The organism is Pseudomonas sp. S36 (assembly GCF_016647875.1).
Taxonomy (GTDB): Bacteria; Pseudomonadota; Gammaproteobacteria; order Pseudomonadales; family Pseudomonadaceae; genus Aquipseudomonas; species Aquipseudomonas parafulva.
On sequence record NZ_JACVVG010000028.1, the window covers coordinates 46,207 to 67,781 of the forward strand.

Sequence of the window (21,575 nt, forward strand, 5' to 3'; positions counted from 1 at the left end):
GGTCCATGAGCGCCCACTATCGTCGCCATAGTTTGGACTTGCCACGCCCAGCCCGTAGAATTCACGGTCAACGATGCCAGGAGCCGACCCGATGCTGACGGTGATTTCCCCCGCCAAGACCCTCGACTACGACACCCCGCCGGTGACCGAGCGTTTCACCCTGCCCGCTTACCTCGACGACTCGCAGGAACTGATCGGGCAGCTGCGCGAACTGAGCCCGGCGCAGATCAGCGAACTGATGCATCTCTCCGACAAGCTTGCCGGCCTGAACGCCGCCCGCTTCGGCAGCTGGACGCCGCACTTCACCCCACAGAACGCCAAGCAGGCGTTGCTGGCCTTCAAGGGCGACGTGTACACCGGGCTGGCTGCCGAAACCCTGGGCGAGGACGACTTCACGTTCGCCCAGGGCCACTTGCGCATGCTCTCGGGCCTGTACGGCCTGCTGCGCCCGCTGGACCTGATGCAACCCTACCGCCTGGAGATGGGCACCAAGCTGGCCAACGCCCGCGGCAAGGACCTGTATGCCTTCTGGGGCACCCGCATCAGCGAATGGCTGAACCAGGCCCTGGCCGAACAGGGCGACGACGTGCTGCTGAACCTGGCCAGCAACGAGTATTTCAGTGCAGTCAAACGCAGCGCGTTGAACGCCCGGGTGATCAACGTCGACTTCAAGGACCTGAAGAACGGCCAATACAAGATCATCAGCTTCTACGCCAAGAAAGCCCGCGGCATGATGACCCGCTTCGCCATCGAAGAGCGCATCAGCGACCCAGCGCAGCTCAAGCAGTTCGATGTGCAGGGGTACTACTACAGTGCCGAGCAGTCGAAAGCGGATCATCTGGTGTTTTTGCGGGATCAGCCAGGCGAGTGAGCCCGGTTGCGAGCGGGCTGGTGTCAGGGCAGTCGCACGTACCCTGACCTCAGCCCGGCCACTTCCAACCCCTGTGGCCATATCGAGCCAATGCTCACCGGCACCTTGCTCGGCAACTGGTTGGGGTGCTCACGGAACCACACGTAACTCAGCCCTGCCTTGTCTTGCTCAACGGCATCGGGTGGCACTACCCATACCCGGTCCTTGCTCGAAACCAGCACTTCAACCTGGGCACTCATGCCCAAGCGCAGAGGTCTGCCGGGCTCCAGCGAAGGCAGATCGATGTCCGCCACCAGGTCGTACCAGGCGTCTTGCGCCCCCTCGGTTCTGGGCAGCTGTGCAATATGGGCAACCCGGCCTTGGAAAACCTGCCCGGCGACTGTGACCCGGGCCTGCTGGCCTTCATGAACGGTAGGCAGGTCCTGTATCCAGGCTGCCGGTAGGCTCGTCCGCCACCAATAACGAGGGCTCGGTTACCAGAGCCCGGGCGATGGCAACACGCTAGCGCTGGCCACCCGATAGCTCGGCAGATCGTTGCGGGCCAAGCTCGCCAATACCTACCGCTTCCAGCTGGTTCTGGGCGAGCACCCGGGCTGCTGGCAAGCGCAACCCACGGTAGGAAAGCGGCAGCGCGACGTTATCCAGGGCGGACAGACGCGGCAGCAGGTTAAAGCTCTGGAAGACGAACCCGATCAGACGATTGCGCACGACAGCGCACTGGTCGGCGCTGGCCCCTGTCATGTCATTACCCACCAACTGCACACGGCCAGAGCACGGCCTGTCCAGCAGACCGATCAGGTTCAGCAGCGTACTTTTGCCTGAACCGGATGGGCCGACAATGGCGCACGTTTGCCCACTTGGAACAACAAGGTTGACGTCCTTGAGCACGGGCAACCCGGCATGGAAGCGGCTCACCTCTGTGAGGCTCACGATGGCGCTCATGCGGGGCCTCCGGGCTTGATCGATGGATCAATCGGCGGATGCGCTTTTTCAGCCTCATCTTCGAGTTTACGCACCGTTTTCAAGATCATTTCGATCAGCGGATCGTCTTCGCTGCCTTGTCGCTGGTCTGTTTTGCCGATCAGCAGCGTTAAGTCGATTTCATAGTTACCGAAGCCTGCCTCCATGATGGGAGGCAAGGCTTTGTAATAAGCAATAACTTCACGAATGGTTTCATCCTGATAACCCGTGCTTTCATATTCAGCACGCGCTTTTTCGACAATAGCGCTTGACCATAGTGAATAGCGATGCCCCAGTTCTCTGCTGGCTGCAAGCCGCTCGTTATATGTAAAATCCCCTCCCTCATCGTAGCCAATCAGCGCCAGCTGTTCGAGGGTCAATGCTTTGAAGGGATTATCGCCTCGCCCGTTTACGAAAGCGGTCGCTTGCTCAGCCCGCGCCAAGCGTTCCTGATCGTCAGTATCCGGTACAAAGGCGTCATGAAAAGGTTTAGTCAACCTGTAGCCGACCCCGCCGAGATCCATCTGAATCCGCGCGCCCAACGTTGCCAACTCTTGGCGGCTTAACTGACTGTCCCTGACCGCAGCACGCTCTGCAGCGCCGGCGAGCTGACGAGATAGCGCAGACAAAGCAAGTTTTGAGTCAGCCTCGTTACTGAAACTACCCATACGTTGACTTGACACTTCACGGGAGCGGGGAAGTGCTTTGAAATTGAGCAAGGGGACGCCTGACGCAGCACTAACATCGCTTATCTTTGACATAGATCCAATCTGGCTGATGATTCAATCCTGATGTAATACAAGCCTGCGCAGTTGCATCACTCATGATCGCTATACACGAGCGATGCAACGCGACTTGACTACTTCATAGTGAACTCAGCCCTCCATGAATAGTTAGCGCTGAACCCAGAATTCACTGCGGTGCAAGTTGCACCGCCAGTGGGCGTTGCGGTCTTGTTCCACTTGGGTTGCTTGACCCCTCCTGACATCATCATCACGAACGTGGTGCTGAATGCACACACCTTACGCCCCACCGAATAACGGAGCATGGCGCCATTCGTATCGGGGCTGACCAATCGTTGCACTCTGAAGGTTATGGAGGACCCAGGCTGTACTTCCTGAGCGGGCGTGGGTACCGCAATCTGGTACGTACTCGTCTCATTGGCATTCGTCAGCTGAAGCTTCACCGGCTCAGTGCCAAGGTTCCTGAAGGTCACTTCGACCGGTGGCCCGGCAAGCGCTGTACTCGCCGCAAGCAATGCGGCCGCCCCACAAAGGGTTCGGGTAAATGTTTTCATCGGTATGAAGCCTCGTCTCTTCCCTGTGGTTATGGATGAGACGCCGTCATGGCAATGGCCACGGGCTGCCTGAGACGCTCCTTCGTACACAGTCATCCTCGACGACGTCCAGTGTGGTTGACGGCCATCGCGATAAAAACCTTAGCGCCCGAAGGGTCTTCAGTCGTAACAGGATATGCAAGCGCACCGCTAAACCTGCGTCAGCGCTACAGAAATTTGACGCCAAAAAATAAACATCACTGTGAAAATTTCATAACGCCATCATACCGCTTAACCCTTTTTGCAATTTTTTTATTAAAAAGATACCGATACTGGCAAAAATACATCTCGATACAATTTCACCCCGTCTATACGGGGGTCCAATCGAACAGTGCTATCAAATTGAAACCACCTGATGAAGATCGATATCTGAAAGATCCTTCATGCCAATCAATCCCATCGCGGAACTTAACTTCCTGAGGCCGCTCATAACGCCGTAACGATTTTCATGCCCCCGGGTTGTGAGAAATGACGTACAGATGAGCAGGCAGGCTTTGACGCCTCAACCTGAAACTTCTGACCGGCCAGGCGACCGTGTTCGCAACGGCTGTTCATGCAGGAGAAACGCGCCCAACACATCGTCCACGTGGTTGATTTCAAAGGTTTTTTCTACTTGAAAGAACAAGCACTGCAGCGCGCCAGGTAGCGCACTGCAATAAAGACGACGACAGATCAGGGCCTGTTTTTAATTAACGGCTTAATGCTGCCTACTTGCAGTGCATCTTCAAATGCGCTGAACAACTTACTTTATCTGCGCTTGGCGAAGTGTGCATCTGCCACGCCCCCTTGCGCCCAGAAATTGCGGTTGATCAACCCAGTTCGACGCTGGCGAACAGTGTCGGCATGATAAACACATGAGGTGATAGCGATGCGTATCAGCATCTTTGGTTTGGGTTATGTAGGTGCAGTCTGTGCAGGCTGCCTCACGGCACGTGGCCATGAAGTGATCGGTGTGGACGTGTCCGCTACCAAGATCGACCTGATCAATCACGGCAAGTCGCCCATCGTCGAGCCGGGCCTGGAAACGCTGCTGCAACAGGGTATCGCCAATGGCCGCCTGCGCGGCACCACCGACTTTGCCGAAGCCATCCGCGCCACTGACGTGTCGATGATCTGCGTGGGTACGCCGAGCAAGAAAAACGGCGACCTGGGCCTGGAGTACATCGAGTCGGTGTGCCGTGAAATCGGCTATGTGCTGCGTGAAAAGGCCAGCCGCCATACCATCGTGGTCCGCAGCACCGTGTTGCCGGGCACCGTGAAGAACGTGGTCATCCCGATTCTGGAGGACTGCTCGGGCAAACGCGCCGGCATCGACTTCGGCGTGGCGGTGAACCCGGAGTTCCTGCGTGAAAGCACCGCCATCAAGGACTATGACCAGCCGCCCATGACCGTCATCGGTGAACTGGACAGCGCCAGCGGCGACGTGCTGCAGGCCCTGTACGAGGAGCTGGACGCCCCGGTCATCCGCAAGTCGGTCGAAGTGGCCGAGATGATCAAGTACACCTGCAATGTGTGGCATGCCACCAAGGTCACGTTCGCCAACGAGATCGGCAACATTGCCAAGGCCGTGGGCGTGGATGGCCGCGAAGTGATGGAAGTGGTGTGCCAGGACAAGGCGCTCAACCTGTCCCAGTACTACATGCGCCCTGGCTTCGCCTTCGGCGGCTCGTGCCTGCCCAAGGACGTGCGCGCCCTCACCTACCGCGCCGCCAGCCTGGACGTGAAGGCGCCGCTGCTGGACTCGCTGATGCGCAGCAACGAATCCCAGGTGCAGAACGCCTTCGACATGATCGAAAGCCACGACAAGCGCAAGGTCGCCCTGCTGGGCCTGAGCTTCAAGGCAGGCACCGACGACCTGCGCGAAAGCCCACTGGTGGAACTGGCCGAACGCCTGATCGGCAAAGGCTACCAGCTCGATATCTATGACGAGAACGTGCAGTACGCCCGCGTCCACGGGGCCAACAAGGAGTACATCGAGTCGAAGATCCCGCACGTGTCCTCGCTGCTCAACGCCGACTTCCAGAAGGTGATCGACAACGCCGACATCATCGTGCTGGGCAACCGTGACGAGCAGTTCCGCGCCCTGGCTCAAAAGGCACCGGCGGGCAAACAGGTGATCGACCTGGTGGGCTTCATGAGCAAGCCAACCAGCGCCCAAGGCCGTACCGAAGGCATCTGCTGGTAACGGCCCGGCCAGGCGACGCGGGCACCTCCCCGCGCCGCCTCTACTTCTGAATTCTCCACGGATGCTGAACATGCAAAGGCTTCAGACAGTGCTGTTGCAGTGCGCCGGCTGGCTGCTCTACATGAGCCTGCTCATGCTGATCGCCCTGGCCCTGCCAGCCGACATCTTCGACGCGCAGTCCAAGCACTTCATCTTCCTGGTCGGCGCAGTCGGCATCTGGCGCTACTCCATGGGCGCCACCCATTTCATCCGCGGCATGATCTTTCTCTACGGGGTGTACCCGTACCTGCGCCGCAAGGTGCACCGCATGGGCAAGGCCGCCGCCCCCTCGCATGTGTACCTGATGGTCACCAGCTTTCGCATCGAAGCGCTGACCACCGCCCAGGTGTACAGCTCGGTGATCCGTGAAGCGATCAACTGCGGCTTCCCTACCACCGTGGTGTGCTCGCTGGTGGAGATGTCCGATGAACTGCTGGTGAAGAGCCTGTGGGCCAAGTACAACCCGCCGCCTCACGTCACCCTGGACATCGTGCGCATTGCCGGTACCGGCAAACGGGATGGCCTGGCCTACGGTTTTCGCGCCATCTCGCGCATGCTGCCGGACGAAAATGCCGTGGTGGCGGTGATCGATGGCGACACCGTGCTGGCCGACGGCGTGGTACGCAAGACCGTGCCCTGGTTCAAGCTCTACCCCAACGTCGGTGGCCTGACCACCAACGAGTTCTGCGAAGTACGCGGCGGCTACATCATGAGTGAATGGCACAAGCTGCGCTTCGCCCAGCGCCACATCAACATGTGCTCCATGGCCCTGTCCAAGCGCGTGCTGACCATGACCGGGCGCATGTCGATGTTCCGCGCCAGCGTGGTGACCGACCCCGAGTTCATCGCCGACGTGGAAAGCGACTCGCTGATGCACTGGCGCCTGGGCCGTTTCAAGTTCCTGACCGGTGACGACAAATCCAGCTGGTTCAGCCTGATGCGCCTGGGCTACGACACCTTCTATGTGCCGGACGCAGCCATCAACACGGTTGAACACCCGCCGGAAAAGAGCTTCTTCAAGGCCAGCCGCAAGCTGATGTACCGCTGGTACGGCAACAACCTGCGGCAGAACTCCCGCGCACTGGGCCTGGGCCTGCGCCGGCTGGGCCTGTTCACCGGCATCGTGCTGTTCGACCAGCGGGTGTCGATGTGGACCAGTCTGCTGGGCCTGACCGTAGCGGTGATCGCCAGCCTCAAGTTCGGCCTGGCCTTCTTGCTGGTGTACCTGCTGTGGATCGGCATCACCCGGCTGATCCTCACCATCATGCTGCTGTGCTCAGGCCACAGCGTGGGCCCGGCCTACCCGCTGATCCTCTATTACAACCAGATCATCGGCGCGCTGATGAAGATCTACGTGTTCTTCCGCCTCGACAAGCAGTCGTGGACGCGCCAGCCCACTGCCCTCAAGCGTGACCTCGCCAGCTTTCAACAATGGTTCAACACCTGGTCCTCGCGGGCCATGACCTTCTCGGCCGCCAGCATCTTCGTCGCTGTGCTGTTCATGGTCGTGTGACCCAACCCGGATCGGAACTTACAGGAACAGAGCCCCATGAATACCGCCGTGAACGTCAACGTCGTGCATGAGTCCGAAGCCCAGCGCCAGCATGCCCGGGTCCGCATCCCAGCCAAACTGCGTTTCCTCGATGCCCAGCGCCAGCCCCACGAAGTCAAGGTCGAGGACCTGTCCGCGGGTGGCCTGAGCTTCCATACCCAGCAGCCGCTGGCCGTGGGCGAGGTGCTGCGCGGGCGGCTGCAGTTCACGGTCGACAACCTCGGCTTGTCGATGGACATCGAGTTCCAGGTACGTGCCTACAACGCAGGCGACGGCCGCACCGGCGCGCAGTTCCAGAACCTGGAGCCCCGCGATATCGCCACCTTGCGCCACCTCATCACCAGCCACCTGTCCGGTGAGCTGATCACCCTGGGCGACGTGCTCAGCACCCTGCAACGCGACAACTTCACCAAGGCGCGCAAGCAGAAGGACAGCGGCAGCGGCCTGACCCCTTTTGGCCGCTTCAAGGCGGTCAGTGTGACCCTGGGTGTGTTCGTGGTGGGCATCGCCGCCTTTGGCTTTGTCGCCAAGTCGCTGTACGGCATGTACTTCGTCAGCCGCGCCGAAGCCGGCGTGGTCGCCGTGCCCGCCACCACCATCACCATGCCCCGTGACGGCACCGTCAACAGCCTGGTGCAGGCCGGCGGGCAGATCGGCAAGGGTGCGCCCCTGGCCAGCTTCACCACCAGCATGCTGGACATGCTCAAGGGCAGCCTGGACGACGCACAGCTGGAACCGGCCAAGATCGAAGAGCTGTTCGGCAAGCAGCTGTCCGGCACCCTCACCAGCCCCTGCGACTGTGTGGTCGCCCGCCAGTGGGTGGACGACGGCCAGTACGCCGCCAAGGGCCAGCCGATCTTCCAGCTGATCCCGCGCACCACCACCCCGACCGTGGAAGCACGCTTCAGCTACCGCCAGTTCGACGAGGTGAAGCCAGGCACTCGGGTCAACTTCCAGGTCGCCGGTGAAGACCAGGTGCGAACTGGCCAGATCGTCGGCAGCAGCAGCCTGAACAGCGAAGACCTGGCTGCCGACATCCGCGTGCAGATCAAACCCGACAGCGGCTTGCCGGCAGAACTGGCCGGGCGCCCGGTGGCGGTCAGCAGCGACCGTGGGCCCTCGTTGAACGGGCTGTTCGACAGCGCTCAAGCCCGTGGGTTGTAAGGGGAACGCGTGATGAACTGCATGCCGCCGTTGCAAGGGCTGTGCCCTCGCCCCTTCACCTGGTGCACGCTCGCCCTGGCCGTGACCCTGGCCGGCTGCGCGGGCCTGCCCGACCAGCGCCTGGCCAACGAAGCCCTCAAGCGCGGGGACACCGCACTGGCCGAGCGCAATTACCAGGCCCTGGCAAACCTAGGCTACAGCGATGCCCAGGTGGGGCTGGCCGACATCAAGGTGGCCACCGGCAACCCGGCGCAACTCGAACAGGCCGAGGCGACCTACCGCGCTGCCGCAGCCACCTCGCCCCGTGCCCAGGCGCGCCTGGGCCGCCTGCTGGTGGCAAAGCCCGGCAGCACCCAGGCCGAACGCGAAGAGGCGCAAACCCTGCTCAAGCTCGCCGCCCGCCAGGGCCAGGGCAACACCCTGATCCCGCTGGCGATGCTGTACCTGGTGTACCCGCAAAGCTTCCCCAGCATCAATGCGCAGAAACAGATCGACCAGTGGCGCGCCGACGGTTACCCGGAGGCAGGCGTGGCCCAGGTGCTGCTGTACCGTACCCAGGGCACCTACGACCAGCACTTGGACGAGGTAGAACAGCTGTGCAAGGCCGCATTGGCCACTGCCGACAGCTGTTATGTGGAACTGGCGACCGTCTACCAGAAACGCGGCCAGGCCGAGCAGCAGGCCGCCCTGCTCAAGCAACTCAAGTCGGCTTACGCCCGCGGCGCCGTACCGGGCACCCGGGTAGACAGCGTGGCCCGGGTGCTGGCTGATCGCAGCCTTGGCCAGACCGACGAGAAAGCCGCCCAGGCGCTGCTCGAACACATCGCCCCGGCCAACCCGGCGTCCTGGGTGAGCCTGGCGCAGTTGCTGTACGACTTCCCAGAGCTGGGCGATACCGACCACTTGCTGGCTTACCTCGAAAAAGGCCGTGATGCGCAGCAACCTCGCGCCGACCTGCTGCTGGGCCGCCTGTACTACGAAGGCAACCGCGTACCCGCCGACGCGGCCAAGGCCGAACAGCACCTGCAAGCGGCCGCCGAGGCCGGTGAGACCAGCGCCCGTTACTACCTGGGCCAGCTGTACCGCCGCGGCTACCTGGGCAACGTCGAGCCGCAGAAGGCACTGGACAACCTGCTGGCCGCCGCCCGCGGCGGGCAGAACAGCGCCGACTATGCCCTGGCCCAGTTGTTCAGCGAAGGCCACGGCGTACGCCCGCAGCCCGCCGACGCCTGGGTGTTCGCCCAACTGGCCCAGGCCAACCCTACGCCGCAGTCTGCCGAGCTGCTGCAGCAACTCGACCAGCAGCTCACGCGCGAGCAGCGCGACCAGGCCCAGCACACGCTCGCCCAGGAAACCCAGGCCCGCAGTGCCATGGCGCAAGGCGCCAACAGCATTCTGGCCCTCCAGGCCCTGCAGGGCGATGAACAAGACGAAGACGCCGAGGATTCGCTATGACGCTCAATGCCTTCATGAAAGCCGGCATCGGCCTGAGCTTCGCCCTGCTGTGGTCCTGCCCCACCCTGGCGCAGCTGACCGCCGACAAGAATTTCGGCCTGGAAGTGAAAGTCACTGGCCAGTCCGAAGACGACCGCGACCTGGGCACCCGCCCCGGTGGCGACGTCAATGGCCTGGGCCTGGACCTGCGCCCTTGGGTGTACGGCGAGCGCGGCAACTGGAGCGCCTACGCCATGGGCCAGGCGGTCACCGCTACCGACACCATTGAAACCGACACCCTGCGCCAGAACGACGACGGCACCACCACCGACACGGCTGAAGACAGCCGTCAGCCAGACAAAAGCTACCTGGCCATGCGTGAGTTCTGGGTAGGCTACAGCGGCCTCACCGCCTACCCCGGCGAGCAACTGCGCCTGGGCCGCCAGCGCTTGCGCAGCGATGACGGCATGTGGCGGGACACCAACATCGAAGCCCTCAACTGGACCTTCGACACCACCCTGCTCAAGGCCGACCTGGGCGTTGCCCAGCGCTTCAGCGAATACCGCACCGACCTCACCGAACTGGCGCCACAGGACAAGGACCGCACCCACGTCTACGGCAACATAGCCACCCAGTGGACACCTGGACACTGGGTTGGCCTGCGCGCCCACCATACCCATGACAGCGGCAGCCTGAAGCAGCCGGGTGAAACCGTTGATGCGCTGGACAAGACCCGCACCGGCGACCTGACCTGGCTGGGCCTGGAAGCCAACAGCGACGCCTACAACTGGCGCAACGATCACAGCATCAACTACTGGGGCAGCCTGACCTGGCTGACCGGTAACCGCGACACTCTCGGCAGCCGCCAGGTCGGCGACCAGCAAGTGGCCAGCGGCACCCAGCGCGGTGACGTGAATGCCTGGGCCACCGACCTGGGTATGCGCCTGCGCCTCAACCCGCAGTGGCAGGTCGGCGCCGCCTATGCGCGCGGCAGTGGTGGCGGGGACGACGGCGGCAACAATTTCGAGCAGACCGGCCTTGAGAGCAACCGCTCCAACTTCACCGGCACCCGGTCGCGCGTGCACCGCTTCGGCGAAGCGTTCCGCGGCGAGCTGGGCAACCTGCAGGCGGCCACCCTGTTCGCCTCCTGGCAACTGCGCGACGACTACGACGCCAGCTTCCTCTACCACAAGTTCTGGCGCGTGGACGGCAAGCAGAATATCGGCTCCAGCGGCATCAACGCAGTGGTCAACGACAACGGTGTGAACCGCCCGCTGGTCGATGGCGAAAAGGACCTTGGCCAGGAAATGGACGTGGTCGTCACCAAGTACTTCAAGCAAGGCCTGCTGCCGGCGTCGATGAGCCAGGCCATCGACGAGCCCTCCGCACTGGTACGCCTGCGCGCCGGGGTATTCAAGCCGGGCGATGCATACGGCAAGGAGGCGGACAGCTACATGCACCGCGCCTTCGTCGATGTGATCTGGCGTTTCTGAGGCCGCGAGGGGATTGCCATGAACCTTCATCCACATTTGCGCCACGGCCTGCTGGCCAGCGCCCTGCTGCTGGCCAGCGGCCTGGTCGCCGCCGCAGAGCCGCGCCTGCTGGCCAAGGAACTGCAGCAGGCCCGCACTTATACGGTGTCCAGCGCGCCGACCGAACCGCTGCGCATAGACCCGCCCACGCTGCCCGACCTTTCCGGCTACACCGCGCAGGCCGTGCAGAGCAAGATCGACCGCAGCCACCCGGGCAAGGTCACGGTGCGCCGCATGTTCCAGGAAGATAGCCTCAAGGAGTTCGTCGGTGGCGACAACAAGGCCGCCGAGTGGGTGCAGCGCCAGCACGGCATTCCACAGGCCATCTTCATCGATGACGGCCATGTCGACCTGGCGCAACTGAGCCGCCAGGTGCCCAGGCAGTACCTGAGCGAAGTGCAGCCGGGCGTGTACCTGGCACGCCTGCCCATCGTGGTCGGGCGCAAGGGCACGCTGGAGATCAACAGCAAGGTCAGGCAACTGCGCCTGTCCGAGGAAGGCGGTGCGTTTCTGGTGAACGACGGCAAGCTGTTCGTCACCGACACCCAGGTGACCGGCTGGCGCGAACAAAGCAACGGCCCGGCCACGTTCCGCTCGCCCAAGGCGTTTCGCCCGTTCCTGCTGTCGTGGGGCGGCACCGAGACCTACATCGTCAACACCACCATGGCCAGCCTCGGCTATGCCAAGTCCAAGTCCTACGGCGTGAGCATTTCGCAGTACACGCCCAACCTGGCCAGGCGCATGGGCCGGCCCGAGCCGACCGGCTGGATCATCGGGTCGCAGTTCAGCGACATGTGGTACGGCTTCTACTGCTATGAAACCCGCGACTTCGTGGTGAAGGACAACACCTACCGCGACAACATCGTCTACGGCATCGACCCGCACGACCGTTCCCATGGCCTGATCATTGCCGGCAACACGGTGCATGGCACGCGCAAGAAGCACGGCATCATCGTGTCCCGCGAGGTGAACGACAGCTGGATCATCAACAACAAGAGCTTCGACAACAAGCTCTCCGGGGTGGTGATCGACCGTAACAGCATCAACAACCTGGTGGCCTACAACGAGATCTACCGCAACCACACCGATGGCATCACCCTGTACGAAAGCGGCGACAACCTGATCTGGGGCAACAAGCTGGTCAACAACCGCCGCCACGGCATCCGCGTGCGCAACAGCGTGAACATCCGGCTGTACGAAAACGTCGCCATGGCCAACGGCCTGGTGGGGGTGTACGGCCATATCAAGGACCTGTCCGACACCGACCGCGACATCGCCCTGGACCCGTTCGATACCAAGGTGTCGCTGATTGTGGTGGGCGGGCAGCTGGTGGCCAACGGCTCCGGCCCGCTGTCCATCGACTCGCCGCTGTCGGTGGAGCTGTACAAGGTGGCCATGCTGGCCCCGCGCAAGGCCAGCGGTATCACCCTCAGTGGCGTGCTGGGCCAGCGCCAGGACGAAATCCTCGACCTGCTGGTGCGCCAGCAGAAGGCTGTGCTGATCGACCCGGTCGAACGCCAGGCCGAAATGATCGATTAAGGAAGCCCCGACCATGACCGCACACACCCTCAAACTGCTGGGCGTTACCTGCGCCCTTCTGGCCATCAGCCAGGGCGCGCGCGCCGACCAGGTGACGGCCCCCACCTTCACCGCCGAGCCGTGCTGCCAGCTGTGCCCCGAAGCGCACGATGCCAGCCGCTACACCACCCGCTACCAGCAGAACTTCACCACGCTGGTGCAGGCCAAAGGGGACTGGCTGTTCCGTACCCGGGAAGACCTGCGCACCGAATTCGACACTACACAGGCCGGCTACAAACGCCTGCAGCAGGTGCACGACGCCTTCAAGAAGCGCGGTGTGGAGCTGGTGGTGGTGTACCAGCCCACCCGTGGCCTGGTGAACCGCAACATGCTCGAACCGGCTGAAAAAGCCGCCTTCAACTACCAGAAGGCATTGGGCAACTACCAGGCCATGCTCAAGCGCTTTGCCGGCATGGGCTACAACGTGCCCGACCTGTCGCCCCTGACCAACGAGCAGCTGGCCGCTGCCGACCAGGGCAAGGACTTCTACTTCCGCGGCGACCAGCACTGGACCCCGTACGGCGCCGAACGCGCCGCGCGAATCGTGGCCGACACGGTGCACAAGATGCCGGCTTTCGAGGGCATCCCGCGCAAGGAATTCGAAACCACCAAGTCTGGGCGCATGGGCAAGACCGGCACCCTGCATAACGTGGCCGGGCAGCTGTGCGGCACCAGCTACGCCGTGCAGTACATGGACCAGTTCAGCACCGAGCCCAAGGGTGCCAGCGGCGATGGCGACGACCTGTTCGGCGACGAAGGCAACGCCCAGATCACCTTGGTGGGCACCAGCCACAGCGGCAAGAACTACAACTTTGCCGGCTTTCTGGAGCAGTACATCGGTGCCGACGTGCTGAACGTCGCCTTCCCCGGCGGCGGCCTTGAAGGCTCGATGATCCAGTACCTGGGCAGCGAGGAATTCCGGAAGAACCCGCCGAAGATCCTGGTGTGGGAGTTCTCGCCGCTGTACCGCCTGGACCAGGAGACCATCTGGCGGCAGATCCTCGGCCTGCTCGACGATGGCTGTGACGACCGCCCCGCGCTGATGAGCGCCAGCACTGCGCTCAAGCCTGGCCAGAACCAAGTGATGGTCAATGGCAAGGGTGGTGTGATCAAGCCCTTGGTCAACCGCAACCTGCAGATGGACGTGAAGTTCGAAGACCCGTCGGTGAAGGTGCTGCAAGCCACCCTGTGGTACCTCAATGGCCGGCACGAAGACATCAAGCTGGAAAAGCCGGAAACCTCCGATACCGACGGCCGCTTCGTGTTCCAGATGCGCGAAGACGAGGACTGGGCCGATCAAAGCCTGTTGGCCTTCGAAGTGCAGGGGCCGGAAAAAGGCACCCAGAACGTCGAGGCCAAACTCTGCAAACGCAACAACTTCGCCGGGCCTGCGCACACCGCGCAAGCCGGCCAGTGAGGCGACCATGACCCATTACACGCACATCCTGCGCCCCGCCCTGCTCGCCCTGGCCCTGTGCGGCAGTGCCGCACAGGCCGCCCTGGTACCACCGCAGGGGTACTACGAAGGCATCGAAAAGCTCAAGACCGGCACCGGCAACTTCCGCTGTGAAGCTGCGCCCAAACCCTATACCGGCGCGCTGCAATTTCGCAGCAAGTACGAGGGCTCGGACAAGGCGCGGGCCACGCTCAACCTCGACTCCGAACACGCCTTCCGCACCTCGACCGAAGCCATCACCACCCTTGAAAAAGGCGTGAGCAAGATGGTCACCCAGTACATGCGTGACGGCCGCCCGGCGCAGCTCGATTGCGCACTGACCTGGCTGGGCACCTGGGCCCGGGCCGATGCGCTGATGTCCACCCAGTACAACCACACCGGCAAGTCGATGCGCAAATGGGCGCTGGGCAGCATGAGCGGCTCCTGGCTGCGTTTGAAGTTCTCCCGTTCGCAACCGCTGGCGGCCCACCAGGCCGAGGCCGAACTGATCGAAAAGTGGTTCGCCCGCCTGGCCGAGCAGACCGTGCGCGACTGGAGCAACCTGCCCTTGCAGAAGATCAACAACCACAGTTACTGGGCCGCCTGGTCGGTGATGGCCACTGCCGTGGCCACCGACCGCCGCGACCTGTTCGACTGGGCCGTGAAGGAATACAAGGTGGGCGCCAACCAGGTCGACGAGCAGGGCTTCCTGCCCAATGAAATCAAACGCAGGCAGCGCGCCCTGGCCTACCACAACTACGCCCTGCCGCCGCTGGCGCTGATCGCAAGTTTCGCCCAGGCCAACGGCGTGGACCTGCGCAGCGAGAACAACTTCGCCCTGCAGCGCCTGGGCGAAGGCGTGCTGGCCGGCGCCCGCGACCCGCGCCATTTCGCCGAACGGGCAGGCGAGAAACAGGACATGAAGGACCTGAAAGTGGACACCAAGTACGCCTGGCTCGAACCCTGGTGTGCGCTGTACCACTGCGTAGGCGACACCCTGCAGCGCAAGCACGGCATGCAGCCGTTCAACAGCTTCCGCATGGGTGGCGACATGACGCGGGTGTATGACCCGAAAAACTGACGCAAGCCCGTAGGCGCGGGTAAACCCGCGCCTACGGAAAGTCAAGGTAGCCCACCGCGTCTGCGTGGGGGTTTGGGGGGCGTTTGCCCTGAATGCTGTGAGCAAATTAGGAGAACCGGGATGGTCTTCTCGTCCAACGTGTTCCTGTTCCTGTTCTTGCCGATCTTTCTCGGCCTGTACTACTTGAGCGGGCAGCGCTATCGCAACCTGCTGCTGCTGGTCGCCAGCTACATCTTCTACGCCTGGTGGCGGGTGGACTTCCTGGCCCTGTTCGCCGGCGTCACCCTGTGGAATTACTGGATTGGCCTGAAGGTCGGTGCAGCCGGCGTGCGTACCAAGCCGGCACAGCGCTGGCTGCTGCTGGGCGTGGGCGTGGACCTGGCAATACTGGGCTACTTCAAGTACGCCAATTTCGGCGTCGACAGCCTCAACGCCATCGTCACCTCGTTCGGCCTGGAGCCGTTCATCCTCACCCACGTGCTGCTGCCGATCGGTATCTCGTTCTACATCTTCGAGTCCATCAGCTACATCATCGACGTGTACCGCGGCGACACCCCGGCCACCCGCAACCTGATCGACTTCGCGGCGTTCGTGGCGATCTTCCCGCACCTGATCGCCGGCCCCGTGCTGCGCTTCAAGGACCTGGTGGAGCAGTTCAACAACCGCACCCACACCCTGGACAAGTTCTCCGAAGGCTGCACCCGCTTCATGCAGGGCTTCATCAAGAAGGTGTTCATCGCCGACACCCTGGCCGTGGTCGCCGACCACTGCTTTGCCCTGCAGGCACCCACCACCGGTGACGCCTGGCTAGGGGCACTGGCCTACACCGCGCAGTTGTACTTCGACTTCAGTGGCTACAGCGACATGGCCATCGGCCTTGGCTTGATGATGGGCTTCCGCTTCATGGAAAACTTCAAGCAGCCGTACATCAGCCAGTCGATCACCGAGTTCTGGCGCCGCTGGCACATCAGCCTGTCGACCTGGCTGCGCGACTACCTGTACATCACCCTGGGTGGCAACCGCGAAGGCACCTTCAACACCTACCGCAACCTGTTCCTGACCATGCTGCTGGGTGGCCTGTGGCACGGCGCCAACTTCACCTACATCCTCTGGGGCGCCTGGCACGGCATGTGGCTGGCGATCGAACGCGCGCTGGGCATCGACACCAACCCGCAGCGTTTCAACCCGGTCAAATGGGCATTCACCTTCCTGCTGGTGGTGGTCGGCTGGGTGATCTTCCGCGCCGAAAACCTGCACGTGGCCGGCCGCATGTATGGCGCCATGTTCAGCTTCGGCGACTGGCAGCTGTCGGAGCTCAACCGCGCCCAGCTGACCGGCCTGCAGGTGGCCACCCTGGTGATTGCCTACCTCACCCTGGCGTGGTTCGGCCTGCGCGACTTCTATCGCACGGCCACCCCGGCAGCGGCCCTGCCCACCCCGGCGCAGGTCAACGCCGACGGTTCGGTGGGCGTGGACGTGACGCGGGTACTGACCCGTGTGCTGGTGCTGCTGTTGTTCGCCGCCTCGGTCCTCAAGCTTTCGGCGCAGAGCTACTCGCCGTTCCTGTATTTCCAGTTCTGAGGGGCCTCACATGACCCGCACATTACGCATCACCTATTCCCTGTCGTTTCTCGGCCTGCTGGTAGGCATGGGCGTGTGGTCCCTTGGTGGCCTGCAGGGGTTCCAGCGCACGGCACCGATGACCCTGCTGGACGGCAAGCTGGCCAAGGCCGCCGAGACGCACTACGACGCGCAGTTCCCGATCAAGCGCCTGGGCACCAACCTGTGGGCGGCCATGGATTTCAAACTGTTCAACGAGGGCCGCCCCGGTGTGGTATTGGGGCGCGACCAGTGGCTGTACAGCGACGAGGAATTCAAGCCCGTAGCTGGCGCCGAGCAACGGATGCAGGACAACCTGGCACTGATCCGTGGCGTGCGCGACACCCTGCAGCAACAGGGCAGCCAGCTGGTACTGGCGATCGTACCGGCCAAGGCGCGGGTGTATGACGAGTACCTTGGCAAGCAACGCCCGGCCAGCCTGCACGACGACCTGTACAACCGCTTCCATGCCAGGGCGCGCCAGGCCGGGGTGTTTGCCCCAGACCTGATGGCGCCGCTGGAACAGGCCAAGGCCCGCGGCCAGGTGTTCCTGCGTACCGACACCCACTGGACACCGATGGGCGCCGAGACCGCAGCCCAGGCCCTGGCCGAAGCGGTCGGCCGCCAGCACCTGCTCGAAGGCGAACAACAGGCCTTCGTTACCGAAGCCGGCCCCACCGCCCCGTACAAGGGCGACCTGACCAATTTCCTGCCACTGGACCCGCTGTTCAGCAACCTGCTGCCGGCACCCGACACCCTGCAGCAGCGCACCACGCGCCCGGCGCAGGCCGAAGCACAGGGCGATGACGCGCTGTTCGCCGACACCCGCATTCCGGTGGCCCTGGTGGGCACCAGCTACAGCGCCAACCCGCACTGGAATTTCCTGGGGGCCCTGCAGCAGGCGCTGCGCAGCGACGTGGCCAACTACGCCGAAGACGGCCACGGGCCGCTGGTGCCGATGCTCAAGTATCTGCAAAGCGACGCGTTGCGCAATGCCCCGCCGCAAGTGGTGGTGTGGGAATTCCCCGAGCGTTACCTGCCGATGAAAACCGACCTCAGCCGCTTCGATCCGCAGTGGATCGCGCAGCTGAAGAACACCCGCAAGTCCGAAGCAAACCTGGCCATGTCGTCCACCCGGACGCACCACTGATAGAGAGGAAACCGCACATGACTCCTAAAACTTCCATTGCCAAGGCCCTCACCCTCGCAGCTGGCCTGTCCCTGGCATCACTGCAGGCCTTCGCCGGCGCCGACGCCGCCCTCTATGGGCCGAGCGCGCCAAAAGGCTCTACCTTCGTACGCCTGTTCAACGCCGCCAGCGCACCGGCTGCCGCCAGCGTCGGCAACACCCAGATCAAGCAGGTGGGTGCCCAGGCCAGCAGCGATTTCAGCTTCCTGCCAGGCGGTGACTACACCGCGCAAGTCGGCGGCAAGCAGGTGCCCGTGCAACTGGCCTCCGACAAGTACTACACCCTGGTCAACAGCGGTACCGGCAACCCACAGCTGGTCGAGGAGCCGCCGTTCAAGAACAAGCAGAAGGCCCTGGTACGCGTGCAGAACCTGAGCGACCAGTCACTCACCCTGAAAACCGCCGACGGCAAGACCGAAGTGGTCAAGCCGGTGGCCGCCCACGGCCGTGGCGAACGGGAAATCAACCCGGTCAAGGTCAACCTGGCGCTGTACCAGGGCAGCAACAAAGTGGGTGACGTGAAACCCGTCGCCCTGGAGCGCGGCGAAGCGGCCGTGCTGTACGTCACCGGTTCCGGCAGCGCGCTGTCGCCGGTCTGGGTCACCCGCCCGGTATCGGGCAACTGATTTCAACTACCCCTCGATGACTAGTGGAGAAACACGATGATCCCGGTAATTCTTTCTGGTGGTAGCGGTTCGCGCCTATGGCCCCTGTCGCGCAAGCAGTTCCCCAAGCAGTTTCTGGCCCTGACCGGCGAGCACACCCTGTTCCAGCAAACCATCGAACGGCTGGTGTTCGAAGGCATGGATGCGCCCATCGTGGTCTGCAACAAGGACCACACCTTCATCGTGCAGGAGCAACTGGCCGCGCTGTCGCTGCAGACCCAGGGCATCCTGCTGGAGCCATTCGGGCGCAACACCGCGCCTGCCGTGGCCATGACCGCCATGAAGCTGGTGAATGAAGGCCGTGACGAGCTGATGCTGGTACTGCCAGCCGACCATGTGATCGATGACCAGAAGGCCCTGCAACGCGCGCTGGCCCTGGCCACGGTAGCCGCCGAACGTGGCGAGATGGTGCTGTTCGGGGTGCCGGCGACCAAGCCTGAAACCGGCTATGGCTACATCCGTTCCAGCCAGGATGCCTTGTTGCCCGAAGGGGTGGCGCGGGTGGCCCAGTTTGTGGAAAAGCCCGATGAAAAGCGCGCTGCCGAGTTCGTTCAGGCCGGTGGCTACTTCTGGAACAGCGGCATGTTCCTGTTCCGTGCCAGCCGCTTCATCGAAGAACTGAAAAAGCACGATCCCGACATCTACGACACCTGCATGCTGGCCTTGGAACGCAGCCAGGCCGATGGCGACACGCTGAGCATCGATGAAGCCACCTTCGCCTGCTGCCCGGACAACTCCATCGACTACGCGGTGATGGAAAAAACCCGGCGCGCCTGCGTGGTGCCGATCTCGGCCGGTTGGAGCGACGTGGGTTGCTGGTCGTCGCTGTGGGATGTGCACGACAAGGACGACAACGGCAATGTCACCAAGGGCGACGTGATGGTGCAGGACAGCCACAACTGCATGATCCACGGCAATGGCAAGCTGGTGTCGGTGATCGGCCTGGAGAACATCGTGGTGGTCGAGACCAAGGACGCCATGATGATCGCGCACAAGGACAAGGTTCAGGGCGTGAAACAGATGGTCAAGTCGCTGGACGAGCAGGGCCGCAGCGAAACCCAGAACCACCTGGAAGTCTATCGCCCGTGGGGCTCGTACGATTCGGTAGACATGGGCGGCCGCTTCCAGGTCAAGCACATCACCGTGAAGCCGGGCGCCAGCCTGTCGTTGCAGATGCACCACCACCGGGCGGAACACTGGATCGTGGTGTCCGGCACCGCCGAGGTCACCTGTGACGAGAAGGTATTCCTGCTGACCGAGAACCAGTCCACCTACATCCCGATCGCCTCGGTACACCGCCTACGCAACCCCGGCAAGATCCCGCTGGAGATCATCGAGGTGCAATCGGGCAGCTACCTGGGCGAGGACGATATCGAGCGTTTCGAGGACGTGTATGGGCGTACCTCGGTGGCGGCAGAGGGCGCGACCGGCCTGGGTTGATGGGGCCGGTGTAGGCGCCGGCTTGCCAGCGATGGGCTCGAACGGGTCAAGGCAGTGACTGCCGCCGTTTTGAGCCCATTCCCATTTCACGCTACGATGCTCAGACCCCGCGCAACTCAGGTCTGCATCCCCATGATCATCGGCGCCCTGCTCATCCTTACCTGGCTGGTACTGCTGCTGCGCTACCCGGCCAAGGCATTGCCGATCTCTCTGGCGGCCGTTGGTGGGCTGGGGCTGGTGGCGCTGTTCGTCATCTGGCAGGACAGCCGCGAGGCGTCGCAACTGGCGCGGGTAGACCTGCGGCTGGTCCATGCACCTGCCCAATGCCCGGCCGACCGCCCATTGCAGGTCACAATCCGCAACGACAACACGGTGCCGCTCACCGAACTGCGCTGGCGGGTGGCCGCCTATGCGCCGGGCGACACCGTCAACCTTGCCGAAAATACCTACAACGCACCGCGCTACCGTGGCCCTGGCGAACTGCAGGCGGGTGCCCACTGGAGCGACTGCCTGCCATTGCCCCCGCTGCGCGCAGGCTACCGTGCGCAAACCCTGGAATTCCGCGCCGAGCACCTGCAAGGCACCTTCGCCAACTAACCGCCCCTGACCAAAGGCTCTGCCATGCCCACCGTTCTGATCACCGGTTGTTCCAGCGGCATCGGCCGCGCCCTGGCCGATGCCTTCCACGATGCCGGCCATGAGGTGTGGGCCACCGCCCGCAAACCTGAAGACGTTGAACGCCTGGCCGCTGCAGGTTTTACCGCCAGGCCGCTGGACGTCAACGACCCGCAGGCACTGACCCGGCTGGCCGAGGAGCTGCCCACCCTCGATATCCTGATCAACAACGCAGGCTACGGCGCCATGGGGCCCCTGCTAGATGGTGGGGTAGACGCCATGCAGCGCCAGTTCCAGACCAATGTGTTCGCGCTGGTGGGGGTAACCCGCGCGTTGTTCCCGTTGCTGCGCCGGTCCAGAGGCCTGGTAGTCAATATCGGCAGTGTGTCGGGTGTGCTGGTGACGCCGTTCGCCGGGGCTTACTGCGCCTCCAAGGCCGCCGTGCATGCGCTGACCGACGCCCTGCGCCTGGAGCTGGCGCCGTTCGGCGTTCGGGTCATGGAGGTGCAGCCCGGTGCCATCGCGTCGCAGTTTGCCAGCCATGCGCAACACGAGGCTGAGCAATTGCTGGCACCGGCGTCGCCGTGGTGGCCGTTACGTGAGCAGATCCAGGCCAGGGCCCGTGCTTCCCAGGACAGACCCACCCCTGCGGCGAGCTTTGCCCAGGGTGTGCTGGCGGCAACGCGGCGCTCGCCTGTGCCGGTGCTGGTCAGGCTCGGCAATGGCAGCACCGCCCTGCCGCTATTGGCGCGAGTGCTGCCGCGGCGGCTGCTGGACTGGGTGTTGCGCAAACGGTTTGGGTTGTTGCGCGGGCTTTGAGGTAGGACGTGGTTTATGTGGTGGCGCGCGGATCGAGCGCCGCCCGCGCGGCGCATCGCGAGCTGCGCTCGCTCCTACGTT

17 protein-coding genes and 1 pseudogene are annotated in these 21,575 nt (G+C 63.2%); 15 read left to right on the forward strand and 3 right to left on the reverse strand.

What is annotated here, in order from left to right; all coding sequences use genetic code 11:
- The first annotated feature begins 91 nt into the window (after nt 1–91).
- Nucleotides 92–871, forward strand: coding sequence for a peroxide stress protein YaaA (yaaA, locus tag IAE36_RS16205; protein WP_201165054.1), 780 nt, complete (start codon nt 92–94; stop codon nt 869–871).
- Nucleotides 872–894: 23 nt separating this feature from the next.
- On the opposite strand, the gene IAE36_RS16210 is transcribed toward yaaA, so the two are convergent.
- The 3 genes and pseudogenes from IAE36_RS16210 to IAE36_RS16220 all read right to left on the reverse strand — a co-directional run bounded on the left by IAE36_RS16210 (nt 895) and on the right by IAE36_RS16220 (nt 2,550).
- Entirely contained in the window at nt 895–1,164 is a 270-nt protein-coding gene (locus IAE36_RS16210; protein WP_154660100.1) for a hypothetical protein, read from the reverse strand.
- A 121-nt stretch (nt 1,165–1,285) separates the two neighbouring features.
- A pseudogene (locus tag IAE36_RS16215) lies at nt 1,286–1,813 on the reverse strand (ABC transporter ATP-binding protein); the annotation flags it as partial.
- A complete protein-coding gene (locus tag IAE36_RS16220; RefSeq protein WP_201213437.1) occupies nt 1,810–2,550 on the reverse strand; it encodes a hypothetical protein in 741 nt (246 codons plus the stop codon). The pseudogene IAE36_RS16215 and the gene IAE36_RS16220, both read right to left, overlap by 4 nt.
- Before the next feature lie 1,485 nt (nt 2,551–4,035).
- Here IAE36_RS16220 and IAE36_RS16225 point away from each other — a divergent pair.
- From IAE36_RS16225 to IAE36_RS16290, 14 genes are all read left to right on the forward strand, one after another.
- Complete coding sequence (locus tag IAE36_RS16225) at nt 4,036–5,352, forward strand: nucleotide sugar dehydrogenase (RefSeq protein ID WP_028635233.1); 1,317 nt, start codon at nt 4,036–4,038, stop codon at nt 5,350–5,352.
- A gap of 70 nt (nt 5,353–5,422) precedes the next feature.
- Nucleotides 5,423–6,904, forward strand: a complete 1,482-nt coding sequence (locus tag IAE36_RS16230) for a glycosyltransferase family 2 protein (RefSeq protein WP_201213439.1) — start codon at nt 5,423–5,425, stop codon at nt 6,902–6,904.
- Between the two features lie 36 nt (nt 6,905–6,940).
- A complete protein-coding gene (locus tag IAE36_RS16235; protein WP_201213441.1) occupies nt 6,941–8,107 on the forward strand; it encodes an alginate biosynthesis protein Alg44 in 1,167 nt (388 codons plus the stop codon).
- Between the two features lie 21 nt (nt 8,108–8,128).
- Entirely contained in the window at nt 8,129–9,562 is a 1,434-nt protein-coding gene (gene algK, locus IAE36_RS16240; protein ID WP_201213466.1) for an alginate biosynthesis TPR repeat lipoprotein AlgK, read from the forward strand.
- Nucleotides 9,559–11,034 carry an alginate export family protein gene (locus tag IAE36_RS16245; protein WP_028635237.1) on the forward strand — a complete coding sequence of 492 codons (1,476 nt, stop codon included), beginning with the start codon at nt 9,559–9,561 and terminating at the stop codon, nt 11,032–11,034. Before algK ends, IAE36_RS16245 begins: the two co-directional genes overlap by 4 nt.
- Nucleotides 11,035–11,052: 18 nt before the next feature.
- Nucleotides 11,053–12,612, forward strand: coding sequence for a mannuronan 5-epimerase AlgG (gene algG / locus IAE36_RS16250; RefSeq protein WP_201213443.1), 1,560 nt, complete (start codon nt 11,053–11,055; stop codon nt 12,610–12,612).
- 13 nt (nt 12,613–12,625) lie between these two features.
- Nucleotides 12,626–14,068: an alginate O-acetyltransferase gene (locus IAE36_RS16255; protein ID WP_201213445.1), complete on the forward strand. Its 1,443-nt coding sequence runs from the start codon at nt 12,626–12,628 to the stop codon at nt 14,066–14,068.
- 7 nt (nt 14,069–14,075) lie between these two features.
- Nucleotides 14,076–15,167 carry a mannuronate-specific alginate lyase gene (locus IAE36_RS16260; RefSeq protein WP_201213447.1) on the forward strand — a complete coding sequence of 364 codons (1,092 nt, stop codon included), beginning with the start codon at nt 14,076–14,078 and terminating at the stop codon, nt 15,165–15,167.
- 120 nt (nt 15,168–15,287) lie between these two features.
- Nucleotides 15,288–16,748, forward strand: a complete 1,461-nt coding sequence (locus IAE36_RS16265; protein WP_201213449.1) for an MBOAT family O-acyltransferase — start codon at nt 15,288–15,290, stop codon at nt 16,746–16,748.
- A 10-nt stretch (nt 16,749–16,758) separates the two neighbouring features.
- Nucleotides 16,759–17,916, forward strand: a complete 1,158-nt coding sequence (locus IAE36_RS16270; protein ID WP_201213452.1) for an alginate O-acetyltransferase — start codon at nt 16,759–16,761, stop codon at nt 17,914–17,916.
- Between the two features lie 17 nt (nt 17,917–17,933).
- On the forward strand, nt 17,934–18,581 hold the full coding sequence (locus tag IAE36_RS16275; protein ID WP_201213454.1) for an alginate O-acetyltransferase AlgF: 648 nt from the start codon (nt 17,934–17,936) through the stop codon (nt 18,579–18,581).
- 36 nt (nt 18,582–18,617) lie between these two features.
- Nucleotides 18,618–20,060 carry a mannose-1-phosphate guanylyltransferase/mannose-6-phosphate isomerase gene (locus tag IAE36_RS16280; protein WP_201213456.1) on the forward strand — a complete coding sequence of 481 codons (1,443 nt, stop codon included), beginning with the start codon at nt 18,618–18,620 and terminating at the stop codon, nt 20,058–20,060.
- A gap of 132 nt (nt 20,061–20,192) precedes the next feature.
- The gene (locus tag IAE36_RS16285) at nt 20,193–20,657 is read left to right on the forward strand and encodes a multidrug transporter (protein WP_201213458.1); all 465 of its coding nucleotides are present in this window, start codon (nt 20,193–20,195) and stop codon (nt 20,655–20,657) included.
- 24 nt (nt 20,658–20,681) lie between these two features.
- On the forward strand, nt 20,682–21,494 hold the full coding sequence (locus IAE36_RS16290; protein WP_201213460.1) for an SDR family oxidoreductase: 813 nt from the start codon (nt 20,682–20,684) through the stop codon (nt 21,492–21,494).
- Nucleotides 21,495–21,575 lie beyond the last annotated feature (81 nt).